Below are 19,023 nucleotides of genomic sequence, written 5' to 3' on the forward strand. Positions count from 1 at the left end.
CCGCGCTACCCGGACCCGGAGACCGACCAGGGCAAGCACCATGCGCGCTACACGCTGGTGTCCGGCGCCGGCATCGACGACGCGGTCGAGGCCGGCCTGCGGCTGAACCTTCCGGTCCGGGAGGTCCGCGGCACGTCGGCACCGGCGCCGCTCGTGAGCGTCGACGGCAACGGGGTGGTGATCGAGACGGTCAAGCTCGCCGAGGACCGCTCGGGCGACGTGATCGTCCGTCTCTACGAGTCTCTCGGGGCACGTACGACGGCCCGTCTGGACTGGGATTTCGTTGCCGTCGGCGCCGACATCGTGGACCTGCTCGAACGCCGGCTCGAGACGGTCGACGAGCCGCGGTTCGAGCTGCGGCCGTTCCAGATCCTGACCGTGCGCATCCGGGTGCGGGAGGCCGACGATGAGTAAACGCCGCCGGGACACGATCCTCGGGTACCTGTTCATCTCGCCCGCGATCATCGGGTTGCTGCTGTTCGTCGCGTATCCGATGGTGACGTCGCTCTACCACTCGTTCACCCAGTGGAACGGGCTGACCCCGGCCAAATGGGTCGGCCTGGACAACTACAAGTTCCTGTTCACCAGCGACCCGACGTTCTGGCCGTCGTTGCGGGTGACCGTGCTGTGGGTGGTCATCTCGGTGCCGGCCACACTGCTCGCCGGACTGGTACTGGCGGTCGTGGTGAACCGGACGATCAAGGGCGTGAAGATCTTCCGGACGATCTTCTACCTGCCGGTCGTGCTGCCCGCGGTTGCCGTCCTGACGTTGTGGAAGTACATCTACGACCCGACGTACGGGCTGGCCAACCAGATCCTGAAGTTCCTGCACCTGCCGACCAGTCTGTGGCTGGGTGACGCGCACGTCGCGCTGCCGGCCATCCTGATCGTCGGGGTGTGGAGCGTCGGCGGCACGATGATGATCTTCCTGGCCGGCCTGCAGGCGGTGCCGGAGGAGATCCAGGAGGCCGCCAAGGTCGACGGCGCGAACGCGTTCCGGCGGTTCACCCGGATCACGCTGCCGATGATCGGGCCGATCATGATGCTCCAGCTGATGCTGGCGCTGAACGGCGCGTTCCAGACCTTCAACCAGGTCGCGATCCTGACCAAGGGCGGACCCGGGCACTCGACCAACCTGCTGATGTACAAGATCTACAACGACGGCTTCGCCGACTTCATCACCTCGCCGCAGCTCGGGTACGCGACCGCCGAGGTGTGGGTGCTGTTCGTGATCGTGATGCTGGTGACCGTCGTGATGCTGCGGCTGACCCGGAACCGTGTCTACCAAGGAGAAGGCTCGTGACCGCCGAAGCTCTGGTCATCGCGCGCCCGGCGGCGATGACGCAACGGGTGCCGTTCCTCGTCTCCCGGGTCGCGTGGTACGCGTTGTGCGGGCTGCTCGCGGTCTCGATGCTGCTGCCGCTGGTGTGGATGATCAGCATCGCGCTGAAGGGCAACGGCGACATCAACCAGCTGCCGCCGGCCTTCCTGCCGCGCGAGTTCCGGGCCGCGAACTTCGTCGACGGCCCGGCCCAGATCGGGTTCTACCGGTTGCTGCTGAACACCGTGATCGTCACCGTACTGTCCACGATCGGCGCGGTGGTCAGCTCGATGATCGTCGGGTACGGCATCTCCCGGATCGACTTTCCGGGCCGCCGGTTCTGGTTCGCGCTGATCTCCGGCAGCATCTTCGTGCCGGGCATCGTCGGACTGATCCCGTTGCAGCACCTGTACATCAGCCTCGGGCTGATCGACACCTGGGTGCCGTTGATCCTGCCGGCCTTCTTCGGCAGCCCGATCTTCGTGTTCCTGGCGCGGCAGTACTACCAGTCGATCCCGAGGTACCTGGACGAATCGGCCACCATCGACGGCGCCGGGCACTGGATGATCTTCACCCGGATCATGATCCCGCTCACCAAGCCGGTCTGGATCACGGTCGCGATCATGTCCTTCCAGCTCGCCTGGAACGACTACCTCAGTCCGCTGGTCTACCTGCAGGACGCGAAGAAGTTCACGCTGCCGCTCGGGATGGCCGCGTTCCTCTCCGACCAGGCGGGCTCGCAGTACAACTACTACATGGCGACGAACCTGCTGTTCGTCGTACCGCCGCTGGTGCTGTTCTTCCTCGCCCAGCGCTACTTCATGGAGGGCCTCGGCGCCCTCGGAACCATCGCGAAATGAGGAGATCGACTATGCCCACACTTCGGACGACCGCGGTACTGGTCGTCGCCGGGCTCGCGCTCGCCGGGTGCGGCGGCGGATCCGGAGCCGCTCAAGGCGGGACCGTCAGCTACATGACCTGGGAATCGGTACCGACCAACCAGGCCCTGGACAAGAGCATGGCCAAGCTGCAAGGCATCACGGTGAAGCGCGAGGAGTCGCCGAACGCGGACTACGCGCAGAAGCTCGCCTCGCTGATCATGTCCAAGAAGTCGCCGGACTTCTTCTGGTGCTCGAACGCGCAGGAGCAGAACCTTGCCGCGGAGGGCCTGCTGTACGACTGGTCGTCGTACCTGAAGAAGGGCGACGGCCTGCAGGAGGACAAGTTCTCACCCGGCTCGCTCGACCTGTGGCGGAACCCCGAGGGCAAGCTGTACGGGATCCCGACGCTCGCGAACACCTACGGGTTCTTCTACAACAAGGGCGACTTCGACAAGGCCAAGCTGAAGGCCCCGGCGATCGGCTGGACCTGGGACGAGCTGTACGCCGACATCGCCGCGCTGAAGCGTGCCGACGCCAAGACCACGCCGCTGGTGAACGCGTGGCCGCTGCTGGAGAGCCCGCAGGGCGTCTCGGCGTACTCCGTCGCGAACGGCGGCGCGCCGATCCTCGAGAAGCCGATCGGCGCCAAGCAGGTCCAGGCCGACGCGACGTTCCGGACCGGCGCCGAGCGGATGGCGAAGGCGATCAAGGCCGGCGAGCTGACCGACCCGGACTACGACGGGACGAACGCGGTCGCGAAGTTCGCGAACGGCGGCATCCCGCTGATGTTCGGCGGCCAGTGGCTGCACCAGTCGATCACCCAGAACAAGCCGAAGTTCGCCTGGGGTTACGCACCCTGGCCGGCGGGTACGACGAAGTCCGTGCAACCCATCGAGACCAACGGCGTCTGCTCACCCGCCACGCTCAAGGACCCCGGCAGCACCTGGAAGGCGATCAGCTACATGGAGGTCACCGGCTTCAACGAGACGATGAAGGACCAGCCGATCGCCCCGATCGCGTACGAACCCGGATCCAAGGGGTACTACGAGTCGCTGCAGGCCGGCGACGCGGCGGCGAAGACGATCGCCGCGACCGCGACGTACGAGCTCGGGGTGAAGGACAAGTTCGTCACGCAGTTCCTGGACCCGTGGTCGACACCGGCCGGTGACGTCGTCGGTACCACCTGGAATCCGGCGCTTTCCGGGAAGAAGGACCTGGCCGCCGGGATCGACGGAATGGTTGCCGGGATCAACAAGCTGGCGGCCAAGTGAGTACGCCGGCGGTCGACTACCCGTTCGGGCCCTTCGTGCCGCGGCCGGAGAACCCGGTACTGCGGCCCGGGCGGCACCAGTGGGAGTCCACCAACGTGTACAACCCGGCGGCGCTCGTCGTGGACGGGCGGATCGCGCTCGTCTACCGGGCGCACGCGGACGACATCGTGTCGCATCTCGGGCTGGCCTGGTCCGACGACGGGATCACGTTCGAGACCGAGCCGGAGCCGATCATGGTGCCGACCGAGGACTACGAGCGGTTCGGGTGCGAGGACCCGCGGGTCGTTCTCGTTGGCGACACCTACTACCTGACCTATACCGGGTGGGACCGGCACACGGCGCGGCTGTGTCTCGCGACGTCGACGGATCTGCATCAGTGGGACAAGCACGGGCCGATGTTCCCCGGGATCAACACGTTCGCGGGGATCCGCGAGACGCCCGGGCCGGACTGGAGCAAGGGCGGCGTGATCCTGCCGGAGCCGATCGACGGGCGGTACCTGATGTGGTTCGGCGAGGGGAACATCCACGTCGCCGAGTCGGACGACCTGCTGCACTGGAAGGCCGATCCGGCACCGGTACTGCGTCCGGAGCCGGGGACGTTCATGGGCGATCTGGTGGAGACCGGGCCGCAGCCGATCCTGACCCGCACCGGTCACGTGTTGCTGATGCACAACAGCGCGGTGAGCCAGCCGGGCGGCGGGGTGTACTACGCCTGCGGGCAGGTGCTGATCGATCCCCGGCGGCCGGACACGGTGGTCGCGAAGCTGACCGAGCCTTGGCTGGAGCCCAGTACTTATGAGGATCTGAACGGACTGGTCAGCAACGTGACGTTTGTGGAGGGGCTGGTGTTCCATCGCGGGACCTGGTTCGCGTACTACGGCCAGAGCGACACCACGATCGGTGTCGCGACCTTCACGCCGTCATGAGCGGGCCGCGGGTGATGTTCACCGGGGACTCCATCACCGACTGCCATCGGCGGGAGACGGACAACCCGCTCGGGTACGGGTATCCGCTGCTGGTCGCCGGGCAGTGGGGGATGCGGTACCCGGAGCAGTCGCCGGTGTGGATGAACACCGGGATCTCCGGTGACACGCTCGCCGGGTTGGGCGGGCGGTGGTCTTCCGATGTGCTGGAGGCGCGGCCGGACGTGGTGTCGATCCTGATCGGGATCAACGACACCGGGTACCGGTTCTCGTTCGGGCACTCCGAGGTGCCGGCGGATGCTTTTCGGGACGGGTACCGGCGGTTGCTGGAGCCGTTGGCCGACGTACGGCTGGTGCTGATCGAGCCGTTCCTGCTGCCGGTGAAGGAGGAGCAGTGGGCGTGGCGGCCCGACCTGGACGCGAAGATCCAGGTGGTACGGGAGCTGGCCCGGGAGTTCGGCGCGCGGCTGGTGGCGGCGGACGGCCTGTTCGCGGAGCTTGCCGCCGGCAACAACAACCCAGAGCACTGGCTGTTCGACGGAGTCCACCCAACCCCAGCCGGCCACGCCGCCCTCGCCAAAGCCTGGCTCCGCCAGTTGGCCTGACCTCCCGCCCACGGGGATCGTGGAACAGGCGCTGGGGTCGTGCGACAAGCAATTGCTTGTCTCACGACCCCAACTGGTGTTTCTAGTACGTCGGGTCGGCGTTGACGATCAGGCGGGCCGGGACCTCGAGGCGTTGCGGCGCGCGGGACGGGTCGGCGAGGCGGTCGAAGAGGAGCTGCGCGCCGGCCCGGCCCACGTCGTACGGGTCGCTGTCGATCACCGAGACGCCGAACGCCGCGGCCAGCTCGAAACGGTCGAAGCACACCGTGTCGATCCGGCGCTGCGCGAACGCGTTCGACTGCAGCAACCCGGTGCAGAGCCGGTTGTTGTCGACGAACACCGCGTCCGGGGCGGCCGATGTCAGCAGTTCGTCGGCGGCGCGGCGGGCATCGTCCTCACTGACCAGGTTGTCCCGGACCAGCGCGGGGTCGACCGCGATACCGGCCGCACCCAGCGCGGCGACGTACCCGGCCCAGCGCTCCTCGGCACCGCTGCCGCTGCGCGGGTGGCCGAGGTACGCGATCCGCCGGCGGCCCTTGTGCAGCAGGTGCTCGATACCCGTGCGGGTGCTCGCCGCGTTCGTGGTGGTGACCGAGTCCATCGACTCGCCGAGGCCCGGGGGAGGGGAGTCCACGAACACGATCGCCGACCCGAAACGCGCCTCGTTCGCCAGATAGCCGAGGTCGTTCCCGACCGGCGCGATGATCAGCCCCGCCACCCGGTGCGCGAAGAACGACCGGATCGCCCGGTGCTCCAGCTCCGGGTCGTTCTGCGCGTCCGCGGTCAGCACCAGGTACCCGCGCTCGGAGGCGACCGAGTGGATCCCCCGCAGCATCGGCGCGAAGAACGGGTTCGTACAGTCCCCGAGCGTGACCCCGATCGAGGTCATCGCCTGATTCTTCCGCCGCAGCCCCGCCGCCACGTCGTTCAGCTGCACCCCCAGCCGCTCCGCCTCCGCCACAATCCGCTGCCGCGTCGACTCCCGCACCTTGGGATCCCCCCGCAACGCCCGCGACACCGTCTTGATGCTCACCCCGGTAGTAGCCGCCACATCCTCGAGCCGCGGCCGCCGCGGAACTTCACTCTCCATGACCCCAGTGTAATGTCAACGTTGACATAGCTGCTCCCTCCACACGGACAAGGCCCCCAGCAGCGTACGACGCCCGCCGAGTCGTGAGGGCCGGCTGTCAAACCACAACCAGCTCCCACGACTCGAGTGCGGCTACTTCTTGGGGGCGGAGGTGGCTCGGATGTGGAGTTCGGTGCGGAGGGTGACGGTGGACGGGGGGCGGCCGGGGGCGGTGGTGCGGTCTTTGAGGAGCATGCCGGCGGTGCGGCCGAGTTCGTAGGTGGGCTGGGCGACGGTGGTGAGGCTGGGGATGACGAGGTCGGCCCAGGGGATGTCGTCGAAGCCGACCAGGGCGATGTCGTCGGGGGCGCGGAGGCCTTTGCGGGCCAGGCATTCCAGGGCGCCGACGGTCATCAGGTTGTTCGTGGCGAACAGCGCCTCGGGCGGATCGGGGAGCTCCAGCAGGCTCTCCATCGCGGCGTACCCGCCAGCCTCGCGGAAGTCCGCGTGCCGGACCAGGTCCTTGTCGTACCGGATCCCGCCCGCCCGGAGCGCCGATCGGTACCCGGCGAGCCGGTCCATCGCGGTCGACACCTTCCGCGGGCCGGTGATGCAGGCGATCCGCCGGTACCCGCCGTCGATCAGGTGTTTGACGCCCTCGAACGCGCCGTGCTCGTTGTCCACCAGTACGGTGTCCGCCTCGACGCCCTCGACCCGCCGGTCGATCATCACCAGCGGGATCTTCGCGTCCGCGAGCAGTTGCACGCCCTCCGCGGTGGAGGTGGGAGAGATCACCACCCCGGCCATCTGGTCGGTCAGGACCGCCGACGCGTACGCCGCCTCCTTGGCCGGGTCCTCGTCGGAGTTGCAGAGTACGACGTGGTACCCCTCGGTCTGGGCGACGTCCTCGAGCCCGCGGACCAGCGAGGTGAAGAACGGGTTCTCGATGTCGGAGATGACGACGGCCCACAGGTTCGTCGAGGACTTCCGCAGGTTCCGCGCCACGCCGTTCGGGCGGTACCCGAGCTCGGCGACCGCGGCGCGGACCTTCTCGGACAGTTCGGGGTCGACGTTCCGCCGGCCGCTGAGCACCCGCGACACCGTCGCCGGCGACACCCCCGACCTACGCGCGACGTCGTAGATCGTCGTCATACCCGCTCCCCGCTGGAGATCCGATGGTCGTCTGGATCGCACTCTAGCCCCGATCCCGCCCACAGGATCTCATGAGCTGGACGGTGTGGTGGTCTGGAGGAGGGCGAGGGCGTCGGCGCGGGTGGGGGCCGAGGCGGCGGCGCCGTTGACGGTGGTGGAGAGCGCGCCGGCGGCGTTGGCGAGGCGGACGGCGTCGACGAGGGCGGTGCCTTCGGCGAGGGAGGCGGCGAGGGAGCCGCAGAACGCGTCGCCGGCGCCGACCGTGTCGACGGTGTCGACGGCGAACGGCGGGATCCGTTCCTCGAAGCTGCCGGCCCGGTCGAGGACGTACGCCCCGCGCGCGCCGAGTGTGACGACGCAGCCGCGCAGGTCCCAGTCCTCGGCGAGTTTGCGGGCGATCATCGGCACCTGCGACTCGTCGTCGCAGTCCAGCCCGGTGAGCGCCGCGGCCTCCACCTCGTTCGGCACCAGGATGTCGACGTACGCCGCCAGCGCCGGGTCGATCGGCCCGACCGGGGCCGGGGTGAGGATCGTGGTGACGCCCGCGGCCGAGGCGAGCCGGAGGGCGGCGTGGCTCGCCTCGACCGGGAGTTCGAGCTGCACGCTCAGCACCTTGCTCCCGGTCAAGACGTCACGAGCAGTCTCGACGTCCAAACCGGTGATCGCGGCGTTCGCGCGGGACACGATGATGATCGAGTTCCCGCCGTCGGGCAGCACCAGCGGCAGCCCGACGCCGGTACCGAGCGACGGGTGCCGGACGATCCACGAGGTGTCGACCCCGTTCGAGGCGAGCAGTTCGAGGAACTCCTCGCCGTACCGGTCCTCGCCGATGGTGCCGACGATCGCGGTCCGCGCACCCATCCGGGCGGCGGCGATCGCCTGGTTGACGCCCTTGCCGCCGAGGTGCTCCGCGAATCCGGTCCCGTGCAGCGTCTCACCCGGCAACGGCCGCCGCTCCGCGGACGCGACCAGGTCCTTCATGAACGACCCGAGCACACACACGTCGGTCATGAAGACTCCTCCGAGAGACGCTTGCCCAGGGCACCTGACGGGTGGAACTGCGCGAAGTCCTGATGACTGAACTCCCGCAGCACGACGAGCGCGCACGCCAGCGCGTCGCCCATCGCGAGCGAGGCGGTGGTGGACGCGGTCGGCGCCAGGTTCAGCGGGTCGGCCTCGCGGAGCACCATGGTGTCCAGCGTGTACGTCGCCAGCTGGGCGAGCGTCGACTCCTCGCGCCCGGTCATCGCGATCACCGGGATCTGCCGTTCGCGCAGCATCCGGGCGAACGCGACCACCTCGGCGGTCTCGCCGGACGCGGACAGCGCCAGGACGAGGTCGCGGGAGGTGACCGCGCCGGAGTCGCCGTGCAGCGCGTCGCCGGAGTGGATGAACGTGGCCGGCGTACCGGTACTGGCCAGGGTCGCGGCGATCTTCCGTCCGACCAGACCCGACTTGCCCAGGCCGGTCACCACCAGGTGACCCTCGCACCGGGCGACCGCGGTCAGCACCTCCAGGAACACTCCGTCCAGCCGGTCGGCGAGGGCCGACACGGCTGCTGCTTCGGTCTCGATGGCGTCCCGCGCCGCCTGCAGCCCCCGTGCCACCAGGTCCCTGGACAGCTCGTCGGCCGTGCGGTGGGCGGACGCACGGTTCGGCACAACTGGCATTCCAGCGCCTCTCATCTCAGAAATCGATTTCCGCAGATTAGGCAGTGGGAGGAGCCGGTGTCAACGGCTACGGCCGGCACGAAACCCTGTGTGCACGCGGGAATCGGCGGAGTTGATCACATCGTCACCCGATCCACCCTTGACCGGTGCGGACGGGCGCTCGTAGATTGCGAGAAATCGATTGCCCCCTCGAGCCGACTGCCACCGGCCCGGCTCGATCGTTCCGAGCTACCTCTGGAGCACCTGATGGCTGCAACACCCTCCCCTGCCCGGTTCAGCCGCCGGTCCGTCCTGCGCGGCGGGCTCGGTGCCCTCGCCGCGTCCGCTGCCGGCGTACCCCTGCTCTCGGCCTGCGGCGGTTCCTCCTCCGGCGGCGACGCCAAGGAGTTGTCGTTCTGGAACTTCTACGGCCCGTCCGACGACCAGGGCCCGCAGAGCAAGTGGTTCGTCGACACGGTCGCGGAGTGGAACAAGAACAACGACGTGAAGGTCAAGCTGCGGTACGTCCCGAACAAGGACTACATGAACGGCTCGACCCTGCAGACCGCGTTCCAGTCCGGCCAGGGCCCGGACATCTTCCTGATCAGCCCCGGCGACTTCCTCCGCTACTACAACGGCGGCGTACTGCAGGATCTCGGGTCAGCGCTGTCCGACGAGTCCAAGAAGGACTACCTGCCCGGGCTGCTCGAGGCGCGCAGCGTGGACGGCAAGGTGTACGGCCTGCCGATGGAGATCGAGCCGCTCGCGCTGTACTACAGCGAGACCGCGTTCGAGAAGGCCGGCCTGTCCGAGGCGGATCTGCCGAAGACCTGGGACCAGACGCTGGCCGTCGCGCAGAAGCTGACCACCAAGGACCGGTACGGCGTGATGTTCGAGACCGCGCCCGGCTACTACCAGAACTTCACCTGGTACCCGTTCCTCTGGCAGGGTGACGGGAACGCGATCAAGGACGGCAAGTCCGCGTTCGACTCGCCGGCCGCCGTGCAGGCGCTGAAGTTCTGGGGCGACACGATCAACACCAAGGTCGCCCCGCGCAAGTCGCTCGGCACCGGCGGCGGCGACGTACCGTCGAACCTCGGCTCCGGCGCCGCCGCGATGCAGCAGAGCGGTATCTGGGCGGTCTCGGACCTGCGCACCAAGGCGAAGAACTTCAAGTACGGCATCATCCCGCTGCCGACCCCGGACGGCGGCAAGCCGGCCACCGACCTCGGCGGCTGGGCGTTCGTCGCGAACTCCAAGGGTAAGAACCCGGAGGCGGCGGCCAAGTTCATCGCCTGGGCGCTCGGCTCCACCGACGAGGCCGGCGTCGAGCGGCAGCGGCAGTGGAACACCGTGGTGAAGACCAACCTGCCGCCGCGCAAGTCGGTGCAGCAGGCGGCGGACGCCAAGGGCGCGTTCGCGGACGGTGTACTGAAGAAGTTCGTCACGGACATCGCCCCGACCGGCAAGCCGGAGCCGCGGTTCCCACCGGAGGTGTATCAGCCGATCGCGGACGCGATCCAGGCCTGCCAGCTGAACGGCGCCGATCCGGCCAAGGCGGCGTCCGAGGCCGCGCAGAAGATCGACACGTTCCTCAAGACCTACCAGGGTGCGCCGATCAGCTGATGGTGACGACAACAGCCCCACCGTCCAAACCACTGGTGCAGGCGCGCCGGACACCGATGACGAAGAAGCGGCGCGAGGCGCTGGCGGCGTACGCGTTCCTCGCGCCGGACACCATCGGCCTGCTGATCTTCGTCGCGATCCCGATGCTGCTCGCGTTCGGCGTCGCGTTCTTCAAGGTCGACGGCTTCGGCAACTACCAGTTCATCGGCCTCGGCAACTACAAGCTGATGGCCGCGGACGACCAGCTCTGGGCCTCGCTGAGGGTCACCGCGCTGTACGTCGTCTCGTTCGTGCCGATCGCGTTCGTGGTGAGCTTCGCGCTGGCGATGCTGGTCCGCAACCACTTCAAGGGCATCGGCTGGGTCCGGTCGGCGTTCTTCCTGCCGAACGTCGTCAGCCTGGTCGTGGTCGGCCTGATCTGGCAGTTCCTGCTGGTCGACAAGCGCGGCGCGCTGGCCCGGCTGCTCGAGCCGTTCGGTCTCGGCGACGTGTCCTTCCTCGGTACGCCGTCGCTTGCCCTCGGCACCTATGTGGTGATCAGTGTCTGGTTCCTGATGGGATACCAGATGCTGGTCTTCCTCGCCGGGCTCAAGGACGTGCCGAAGGAGCTCGAGGACGCCGCCGAGATCGATGGTGCGGGCCCCTGGCAACGGTTCCGGTACGTGATCTGGCCGCTGCTCCGGCCGACCAGCTTCTTCGTCGTGGTGAACTCGACGATCGGCGCGGTCACCGGTCTGCAGGCCTTCGACCTGGTGTACGTGCTCACCAAGGGCGGCCCGGCGCGCGCGACCAGCACGGTCGTGCTCTACATCTACGAGCAGGCCTTCACTTTCAACAACATGGGGTACGCCGCCGCGCTGACGACCGTGGTGGTGGCCCTGCTGATCATCTGCACCGGCTTGATGTTCGGCTTCACTCGAGGAGGCCGCTTTGACGAAGATTAGAGTCGTCCCGATCCTCGCGCACGTGCTCGCGATCGTCGCGGTCCTGCCGCTGCTGTGGATCCTGATCAGCGCGCTCAAACCGGCCGACGAGATCTTCAACTTCGGGTGGCCGGCGCACTGGACGCTGAGCAACCTGCAGTACGTGCTGCTGAAGATCCCGATGCCGCGGTTCATGCTGAACTCCGCGATCGTGTCGGTGACGGTCACCGTGGTCGCACTGTTCTTCCACTCGATGGCGGCGTACGCGCTGGCCCGGCTGCGGTTCCCGGGGCGCGGGATCATCTTCTCCGGCATCATGTCGACGCTGCTGGTGTCGCTGCCGGTGATCCTGGTCCCGCTGTTCCTGGTCGCGAAGCAGCTCGGTCTGCTGGACAGCTACGCCGGGCTGATCGTGCCGAGCATCTTCCACGCGTTCGGGATCTTCCTGCTCCGGCAGTACTACCTGAACATCCCGCGGGAGCTGGAGGAAGCGGCCGACCTTGACGGATGCGGGTACTGGCGCAGGTACTGGAGCGTCATCCTGCCGCTCAGCCGGCCGGTACTGGCGTCCTTGTCGGTGCTGTTCTTCCTGGCCAACTGGAACGCGTTCCTCTGGCCGCTGACCATCACCCGGGACCCGGACCTGCGCGTCATCCAGCTCGGCATCTCCGGCATGCAGGGGCAGTACGCCGCTGCCTGGAACCTGATTCTCGCGGCCGCCGTGATCGCGGCCATCCCGACGGTCGTGGTGTTCGTCGCGGGCCAGCGCCGGCTGGTCGACGCGATGAAGACCACCGGACTCAAGTGAAATGGCCCAAGAAAGGCAACACAGTATGTACGGCGATTACGGCAGCAGTCTGCGGGACCTGCCACGGCTGCGGGACTCCAAGCGTCGCCGCGCGTCCAGCTGGGACCGGACCGGCGGCAACGACGACCGGTTGACGATCCACCCGGGCGAGACCGCCGTACTGGCGGACATCGAGGGGCCCGGGTCGATCAACCACATCTGGTGCACCGTGGCGCGGGACAGCCCGTGGGGTCCGGACGAGGCCGACGGGGACTACCTGCGGAAGCTGATCCTCCGGATCACCTGGGAGGACTCGTCGCAGCCGAGCGTGCTCGTACCGCTCGGCGACTTCTTCGGGGTCGGGCACGGGAAGACCGTCAACTTCGTGTCCGCGCCGCTGCAGATGAGCCCGCAGGACGTGAAGGGCTTCAACTGCTGGTTCCACATGCCGTTCGCCTCCCGGGCCCGGGTGGAGATCATCTCGGAGCTGACGACGGCGCCGATCTTCTTCTACTACTACGTGGACTACGAGCTGTTCGACGGCGCGCAGGACGGGCTCGGGTACTTCCACGCGTCGTACAACCGGCAGCACCCGACGGACGGCGTACCGCAGGGGTCCGAGACGCTGCGGCAGTACCAGGTCGAGGGGACGAACCTGACCGGCGACGGCAACTACGTCGTACTCGACACCGAAGGGAAGGGGCACTACGTCGGGTGCGTGGTGAGCATCCGGAACCTGCGCGACTCGCCCGAGTGGAACTGGTACGGCGAGGGCGACGACATGATCTTCATCGACGGCGAGCTGTTCCCGCCGTCGCTGCACGGCACCGGGACCGAGGACCAGGGCGTGGCTCCCGGTCCCGCGAGCCACGCCCACTTCAACACCGCGTGGTGCCCGAGCGAGGCGTACTCGGCGCCGTACCACGGGATCACGCTGCCCGGTGGTGAGAACTGGAGCGGTGAGATCTCGCTGTACCGCTTCCACATCGAGGATCCGATCACCTTCTTCACATCGATCCGCGTGACCATCGAGCACGGGCACGCGAACAAGCGCAGCGACGACTGGTCGTCGGTCGCGTACTGGTACCAAACCCTGAAGGGATAGCTCATGAAGCGTGGGGCTCTGCTCGCTGTCCTGCCGCTGGTCTTCGGAACGGCGACACTGCTCACCCAACCGTCCACCACCCCCAAGACTCCCTCGACCACTCCGATCGGCACCGTCCAGGTCGAGTCGAAGGGCACACCCAGCAAGAGCGACGGCGACCTGTGGCCGTCCTGCTGGTCCAAGAACGACAAGCTGTACGCCGCGAACGGCGACGGCAAGGGTTTCAGTACCGACGGCGCCTTCGCCGACGTCGCGGTCAGCGAGATCGACGGTACGCCGGGAAACTTGTCCGGGGCAACGATCTCGAAGGGCGACCAGGTCGGGCAGATCTGGAGCGGCGCCGGATACAACCGGAAGCCGACCGGGATGGTGTGCGTCGGGGACACGCTGTACCTCGCCGTCGAGGACCTCGCGCTGGACTTCAACGACGTACCGGCGGCGACGATCCTGAAGTCGACCGACCACGGCCGCACCTGGACGTGGGACAAGTCGAAGCCGATGTTCTCGAACCACGAGTTCACCACGATCTGGTTCGCGGACTTCGGTCGCGGCGGTGCGTTGGCTCCCGACGGTTACGTCTACGCCTATGGTCTGGACGGGAACTGGCGGGACTCGTTCGACGACACGGTCGCGGATCCGCAGTCGGTGTTCCTGGCCCGGGTGCCGCGTGACGAGGTGCAGAACCGGAGCGCGTGGAAGTTCTACACCGGGTCCGGGTGGTCGCCGAAGCTGGCCGATCGCAAGCCGGTACTGACCGACACACGGCGGCTGTACGCGCAGACGTACGGGACGAACGCGTCGAACCTGAGTGTGATCAGCCAGGGCGGGGTCACGTACCTGCCCGCGCAGAAGCGATATGTCTACACGTCGTGGACGGAGTACACGTTCGAGTTCTACGAGTCGCCGACGCCGTGGGGTCCGTGGAAGCACTTCCTGTCGAAGGACTTCGGGGGATATCCGTGGTCGACGTCGAAGTACGGCGGGTACGGCGTGACGATCCCGTCGAAGTTCGTGCAGCCGGACGGTAAGACGATGTACATCCAGGCGAACGTGTGCCCGTGCGGTGGGGGCGGGATCGGTACGTCGGTGTACAACTTCAACCTGCGCAAGCTGGTGCTCACGCCGTCGGTCGATACGCCTGCTTCGAACCTGCCGGGTCCGGACAACCTGGCGGCGTCGTCCACGGGCGCGGTCGCGATCTCGAAGTCGTCGCAGTCCGGCAGTCTCGCGCTGATGAACGACGGCGCCAAGACCGGGAGCGAGTCGGACTTCGACGACGAGGTGAAGGGCGCCTCGTGGTGGGGGTACGAGTGGCCGGCGCGGCACAAGGTGAACAACGTGGAGTTCACGTCGGGCGCGGTGTCGGCGCAGGGCGGGTACTTCACCGGTCGCCCGCGGGTGCAGGTCAAGCGTGACGGCGAGTGGGTCGAGGTGGGCTCGCAGACGGTGTCGCCGGCGTACCCGGGTGATGCGTCGGCGGGTGCGAACACGACGTACACGATCACGTTCCCGACGCAGGAGACCGACGGGGTCCGGGTGATCGGGCTGCCCGGTGGGACGCGTTCGTACACGACGGTGTCGGAGCTGGCGGTGCGGTACGTCGCGCAGCTGGCGGACGGCGGGTTCGAAGGCACCGGTGGTGGTAAGCCCGCGTGGCTCTTCGAAGGTACTGCGGCCAACGGCGTCGACCGCGGCCTCGGCTTCGCCCACTCCGGCGCCAACAACGGCTGGATCCGCTGCACCTGCACCGGCTTCAGCGATCTCTATCAGACCGTCCCCGTGGTGCCCGGGGCGACGTACACCTTCGGTTCCTGGATCAACGCCTCAGCCAACCTCCCCGCCGACCAGGGCCGCTTCGGCGTCCGCAACGGCACCACAGACCTGGCCAGCACGACGTTCGGCGCCGGCACAGGCTACGTACACCACGAAGTCACAGTGAAGGTCCCACCAGGCGTCAACGAACTAACCGTCTACGCCGGCTTCAACGCCCCCAACAAAGACACCTGGATCCAGCTAGACGACTTCACAGTCAGCTGACGGATCCCCTTTCCGGAAAGAAGTTTGCGTATGGTGCCAACTTCTTTCCGGAAAGGTCACGGCCAGGGAAGCAGTTGTGGTGTGGGGCCGGTGATGGGGGTTGGGGTGGGGCGGCCGGCGTACCAGGCTGTTAGGGCTTGGAGGGGGCCTTCGAGGGTGACGGTTTGGCCGGTGCCGGATTCCCAGGTGGTGGCGGGGGAGCGGAGGATCAGGTGGGTGTTGTCGGGGGTGCGGGGGCGCAGGAAGTCCAGGAGGTGCAGGCAGAAGTCGTCGGACCAGGTGGCGGGGGTGATGCCGAGGTCCAGGTCCGACGTGTGGATGGTGAGTTCTCGCCAGGTTGCCTGGAGGCCGGCGGAGAGGTTGCTGTTGCGGTGCAGGATGGGGAGCGGCCAGTCCGTGGGGCTGACCTTGTCCCAGGACGCGAGCAGCGTGGTGACCGCCTGGTTCAGGTGGGCTTTCAGCTCGGCGGCGGGGCGGTCGGCGCCGGCTTCGATCGCGGCGTCGCGGGCGGGGCGGCCGCCGTCGTACACCTCGACGAGCCGGCCCTGGAGCGCCTCGTCGACCTGACGGGTCATCGCCTCGGAGAAGTACGCGACATGCGTGATCACATGACCGCGGGACCAGCCGGGCAGGACCGAGTTGCCGCGGGCGGTCGCGTCGTCGAGGTCCGCGGTCAGCGCGAGCAGTTCGTCGGCGATCGCGTGTACGTCGTTCAGGGCCACAGGAGTTCCTTCGTCCAGGAGACGTCGAGGGTGTAGCGCAGGCGTACGTGCCGACGATCCGGGTCGGCCTGCCAGAACTCGACCTCGTCGGCGTGCAGCGTGTACAGGGTCCAGTTCGGCGCGACCAGGTCCGGGTCGAGCGCGATGCGGTCCTGCTGTTCCTTGACCGCGGCGTCGATGTCCGAGCGATCCGTGAGTACGGCGCTCTGCTTGCCGACCAGCGCTTCCGCCCGGGCCGCGACCGGCCGGAGCAGGAAGTCGCGCGCCGAGTCCTCGGCCGCCGCGGGCGCCACCCGCCCGGACACGCGGACCTGCCGGCCGAGCGGGATCCAGTAGAAGGTCAGAGCGGCGTACGGCGAACTCGTCAGCTCCTCGCCCTTGCGACTGGTCGACGTCGACGCGAACTGCCAGCCGTCCGGCGTGACGTCCTTGAGGATCAGCACCCGCGCGTTCGGCCGGCCGTCGGGGCGAACCGTCGAGAGCGTGGCGGCGCACGGCTCGGCGACCGCGCGGTCGACCGCGGTCAGCAGCCAGTCGACGAACAGCTCGTGCGGGGTCTCGGGGGTGCTCGATTGGTCCCAGTCCGGCGGGGTCCCGGTCAGCGTCGGGACGGCACGCAGCCTCGTACGAAGGTCACTCACGCTCCGAGACCCTAGAGCAGGTGTTCACATGGCAGCAAGAACATTTCCCATTAGTATCGCCAGATGACCACCCTGGCCTTCGCCCTCGCCGCCACCATCAAGCACGACGGCCACGGCGGCATCGCGGACCTCCTCTCCACCCCGGAGGAGTCAGTCGCCTGGCTGCGTGAGCAGAAGCCCCCGCTCACCCACGTGCTCGGCCCGGTGCTCCCGACTGACCTGGGGAGGTTTTTGCACCCGATTCGGGCGGAAATCCTCCCCAACCTGGACGCGTCGCGGGCGTGGTGCGAGTTGGTGCGGATGCGGCGGGCGGTTCGGGCGTTGTTTGCGCGGGCGGTTGCGCCGGGGGCGCCGTCCAAGGTTGACGCGGACCGGTTGATGGAGCTGGACGACGCGCTGCGGATGGTGAACGACGCGGCGGGGCGGTTGGGGACGACGCGCCTGGAGTGGGTGGATGAGCCGCGGCTGCGATGGGCGTATCAAACGGAGGATCCGGTCGAACTGCTGGCGGGTGCGGTCGGGCGGTCGGCGATCGAGTTCTTGAGCGGGCCGGATCGGGAGCGGTTGCGGGCGTGTCCCGCGGCGCGGTGTGTGAAGTACTTTCTGCAGGACGATCCACGCCAGACCTGGTGCTCACCCGCGTGCGGCAACCGCGAGCGAGTCAACCGCCACTACCGGAAACGGACCGCCGGATAACCTGGGCGTTATGACTGTGGCGCGGTTCAAGGACCTGTGTGTGGACGTCGCCTGTCCGAGTGAGATGGCCGCGTTCTGGGGACGGGTGATCGGCCTCACCGCGCCCGCCGACAACCCGAACGTGCTGGTCGGCGACGTACCGGAGAAGACCATCTGGATGTGCCAGGTCCCGGAACCGAAGACGGTGAAGAACCGGGTCCACCTCGACGTGCACACCGGCGCCGTCGCGGACCTGCGAGCGGCAGGGGCGACCGTTCAGGTCCCGCAGTCCGACGAGCAGCACTGGAACGTACTGACGGATCCGGAGGGCGGCGAGTTCTGCGGATTCGTCCGCGCCACCGCCCCGGCGTACCGGCTGATGGAGCTCGTGGTGGACTCCGCCGACCCGGAGCGGCAGGCGCGCTGGTGGGCGGGTGTCGTCGGCGGCGACGTCGCGAGTACGGCGGAGGAGCCGTGGTACTGGCTCGAGAACGTCCCCGGCCTCCCGTTCCCGTACTGGGTGTTCGTCCCGGTCCCCGAGCCGAAGACCGTGAAGAACCGCGTGCACTGGGACGTCACCGCACCCGCCCTGCAACCGGTACTCGACGCGGGTGCGACACTGCTCCGGCCGCGGGACAGCGAGATCGGCTGGCACGTCTGCGCCGACCCCGAGGGCAACGAGTTCTGCGTGTTCCTGCCACCGTCGGAGACCGAATGACCAAGCTGGACCTGACCATCAGCGCCGCCGACCTGACCGAGGCGCTCGTCAACGTCTCCTCGGTCAGCGGTACCGAGGAGAAGCTCGCGGACAAGGTGGAGAAGGCGCTCACGGCGTACCCGCACCTGAAGGTGTTCCGGCACGGCAACACCGTCGTCGCGCGGACCGACCTCGGCCGCGCCGAGCGCGTCGTACTCGCGGGCCATCTCGACACCGTCCCGCTCAACGACAACCTCCCGGCCCGCCGCGCCGACGGGCTGATCCACGGCCTCGGCGCCTGCGACATGAAGGGCGGCGTCGCCGTCGCGCTGCGCCTCGCCGCGACCCTCGACACGCCGAACCGGGACGTCACGTACGTCTTCTACGACTGCGAGGAGATCGAGGCCGAGCGGAACGGGCTGTACAAGCTGACCCGCTCCAACCCTGAGCTGCTCGAAGGTGTCTTCGCGGTCGTGATGGAGCCGTCGAACGCGGTCGTCGAGGCCGGCTGCCAGGGCACGATGCGGATCGAGGTCACCACCCGCGGTGAACGCGCGCACTCGGCCCGCTCGTGGATGGGGTCGAACGCGATCCACTCGGCGGCCGAGGTGCTCGCGCGGCTCGAGGCGTACGAGCCGCGCCGGGTGCCGATCGACGGGCTGGAGTACCGCGAGGGGCTGAACGCGGTCGCGATCACCGGCGGCGTCGCCGGGAACGTCGTACCGGATCTGTGCACGGTGACGGTGAACTACCGGTTCGCGCCGAGCCGGTCCGAGGCGGAGGCGGAGGCGCACCTGCGCGAGGTGTTCGAGGGGTACGACGTGGTCGTCACGGACTCGGCGCCCGGCGGACTGCCCGGGCTGGAACGGCCGGCCGCGGCGGCGTTCCTCCAGGTGGTGGGCGGGGAGCCGCAGCCGAAGTTCGGGTGGACGGATGTGG

General features: G+C 68.2%; 20 protein-coding genes. 14 read left to right on the forward strand and 6 right to left on the reverse strand.

Annotated elements, in window-relative coordinates; genetic code table 11:
- The 6 genes from VFF46_RS10295 to VFF46_RS10320 form a co-directional block, all read left to right on the forward strand.
- Positions 1–414, forward strand: a 414-nt coding sequence (locus VFF46_RS10295) for a glycosyl hydrolase-related protein (protein ID WP_325036837.1), incomplete at its 5' end; no start/stop codon positions are given.
- A complete protein-coding gene (locus tag VFF46_RS10300; protein WP_325036838.1) occupies positions 407–1,303 on the forward strand; it encodes a sugar ABC transporter permease in 897 nt (298 codons plus the stop codon). The genes VFF46_RS10295 and VFF46_RS10300, both read left to right, overlap by 8 nt.
- Positions 1,300–2,181 (forward strand): carbohydrate ABC transporter permease, encoded by an 882-nt coding sequence (locus VFF46_RS10305; protein ID WP_325036839.1) that lies wholly within the window; start codon positions 1,300–1,302, stop codon positions 2,179–2,181. The genes VFF46_RS10300 and VFF46_RS10305 overlap by 4 nt, the downstream gene beginning before the upstream one ends.
- Before the next feature lie 11 nt (positions 2,182–2,192).
- On the forward strand, positions 2,193–3,473 hold the full coding sequence (locus VFF46_RS10310; protein WP_325036840.1) for an ABC transporter substrate-binding protein: 1,281 nt from the start codon (positions 2,193–2,195) through the stop codon (positions 3,471–3,473).
- On the forward strand, positions 3,470–4,399 hold the full coding sequence (locus VFF46_RS10315) for a glycoside hydrolase family 130 protein (RefSeq protein ID WP_325036841.1): 930 nt from the start codon (positions 3,470–3,472) through the stop codon (positions 4,397–4,399). The genes VFF46_RS10310 and VFF46_RS10315 overlap by 4 nt, the downstream gene beginning before the upstream one ends.
- Positions 4,396–5,001 carry an SGNH/GDSL hydrolase family protein gene (locus VFF46_RS10320; protein ID WP_325036842.1) on the forward strand — a complete coding sequence of 202 codons (606 nt, stop codon included), beginning with the start codon at positions 4,396–4,398 and terminating at the stop codon, positions 4,999–5,001. The genes VFF46_RS10315 and VFF46_RS10320 overlap by 4 nt, the downstream gene beginning before the upstream one ends.
- An 82-nt stretch (positions 5,002–5,083) precedes the next feature.
- Here the strand turns inward: VFF46_RS10320 and VFF46_RS10325 are convergent, their stop codons facing one another.
- The 4 genes from VFF46_RS10325 to VFF46_RS10340 all read right to left on the reverse strand — a co-directional run bounded on the left by VFF46_RS10325 (position 5,084) and on the right by VFF46_RS10340 (position 8,883).
- Complete coding sequence (locus VFF46_RS10325; RefSeq protein WP_325036843.1) at positions 5,084–6,091, reverse strand: LacI family DNA-binding transcriptional regulator; 1,008 nt, start codon at positions 6,089–6,091, stop codon at positions 5,084–5,086.
- A 132-nt stretch (positions 6,092–6,223) separates the two neighbouring features.
- A complete protein-coding gene (locus VFF46_RS10330) occupies positions 6,224–7,222 on the reverse strand; it encodes a LacI family DNA-binding transcriptional regulator (protein WP_325036844.1) in 999 nt (332 codons plus the stop codon).
- 69 nt (positions 7,223–7,291) lie between these two features.
- Complete coding sequence (locus VFF46_RS10335) at positions 7,292–8,233, reverse strand: ribokinase (RefSeq protein ID WP_325036845.1); 942 nt, start codon at positions 8,231–8,233, stop codon at positions 7,292–7,294.
- Complete coding sequence (locus VFF46_RS10340) at positions 8,230–8,883, reverse strand: SIS domain-containing protein (RefSeq protein ID WP_325036846.1); 654 nt, start codon at positions 8,881–8,883, stop codon at positions 8,230–8,232. The genes VFF46_RS10335 and VFF46_RS10340 overlap by 4 nt, the downstream gene beginning before the upstream one ends.
- 255 nt (positions 8,884–9,138) lie before the next feature.
- Between VFF46_RS10340 and VFF46_RS10345 the strand changes: the two genes are divergently transcribed.
- The 5 genes from VFF46_RS10345 to VFF46_RS10365 are packed head-to-tail and all read left to right on the forward strand — an operon-like array spanning position 9,139 to position 15,349.
- The gene (locus VFF46_RS10345; protein ID WP_325036847.1) at positions 9,139–10,497 is read left to right on the forward strand and encodes a sugar ABC transporter substrate-binding protein; all 1,359 of its coding nucleotides are present in this window, start codon (positions 9,139–9,141) and stop codon (positions 10,495–10,497) included.
- Positions 10,497–11,441, forward strand: a complete 945-nt coding sequence (locus VFF46_RS10350; protein ID WP_325036848.1) for a sugar ABC transporter permease — start codon at positions 10,497–10,499, stop codon at positions 11,439–11,441. Before VFF46_RS10345 ends, VFF46_RS10350 begins: the two co-directional genes overlap by 1 nt.
- The gene (locus VFF46_RS10355; RefSeq protein ID WP_325036850.1) at positions 11,428–12,228 is read left to right on the forward strand and encodes a carbohydrate ABC transporter permease; all 801 of its coding nucleotides are present in this window, start codon (positions 11,428–11,430) and stop codon (positions 12,226–12,228) included. The genes VFF46_RS10350 and VFF46_RS10355 overlap by 14 nt, the downstream gene beginning before the upstream one ends.
- Before the next feature lie 25 nt (positions 12,229–12,253).
- Entirely contained in the window at positions 12,254–13,312 is a 1,059-nt protein-coding gene (locus VFF46_RS10360) for a glycoside hydrolase family 172 protein (protein ID WP_325036851.1), read from the forward strand.
- A 3-nt stretch (positions 13,313–13,315) separates the two neighbouring features.
- Positions 13,316–15,349 (forward strand): DUF4185 domain-containing protein, encoded by a 2,034-nt coding sequence (locus VFF46_RS10365; RefSeq protein WP_325036852.1) that lies wholly within the window; start codon positions 13,316–13,318, stop codon positions 15,347–15,349.
- A 56-nt stretch (positions 15,350–15,405) separates the two neighbouring features.
- On the opposite strand, the gene VFF46_RS10370 is transcribed toward VFF46_RS10365, so the two are convergent.
- Both VFF46_RS10370 and VFF46_RS10375 read right to left on the reverse strand, forming a co-directional pair.
- Complete coding sequence (locus VFF46_RS10370) at positions 15,406–16,071, reverse strand: maleylpyruvate isomerase family mycothiol-dependent enzyme (RefSeq protein WP_325036853.1); 666 nt, start codon at positions 16,069–16,071, stop codon at positions 15,406–15,408.
- Complete coding sequence (locus VFF46_RS10375) at positions 16,062–16,712, reverse strand: pyridoxal 5'-phosphate synthase (RefSeq protein ID WP_325036854.1); 651 nt, start codon at positions 16,710–16,712, stop codon at positions 16,062–16,064. The genes VFF46_RS10370 and VFF46_RS10375 overlap by 10 nt, the downstream gene beginning before the upstream one ends.
- Before the next feature lie 63 nt (positions 16,713–16,775).
- On the opposite strand from VFF46_RS10375, the gene VFF46_RS10380 reads away from it, so the two are divergent.
- The 3 genes from VFF46_RS10380 to dapE all read left to right on the forward strand — a co-directional run.
- Positions 16,776–17,408, forward strand: a complete 633-nt coding sequence (locus tag VFF46_RS10380; RefSeq protein WP_325036855.1) for a CGNR zinc finger domain-containing protein — start codon at positions 16,776–16,778, stop codon at positions 17,406–17,408.
- 10 nt (positions 17,409–17,418) lie between these two features.
- Entirely contained in the window at positions 17,419–18,105 is a 687-nt protein-coding gene (locus tag VFF46_RS10385; RefSeq protein ID WP_325036856.1) for a VOC family protein, read from the forward strand.
- Positions 18,102–19,023: succinyl-diaminopimelate desuccinylase (gene dapE / locus VFF46_RS10390; RefSeq protein ID WP_325036857.1), on the forward strand; the 922-nt coding region annotated here is incomplete at its 3' end. The genes VFF46_RS10385 and dapE, both read left to right, overlap by 4 nt.

It is taken from the genome of Kribbella sp. (assembly GCF_035655035.1).
Taxonomy (GTDB): Bacteria; Actinomycetota; Actinomycetes; order Propionibacteriales; family Kribbellaceae; genus Kribbella.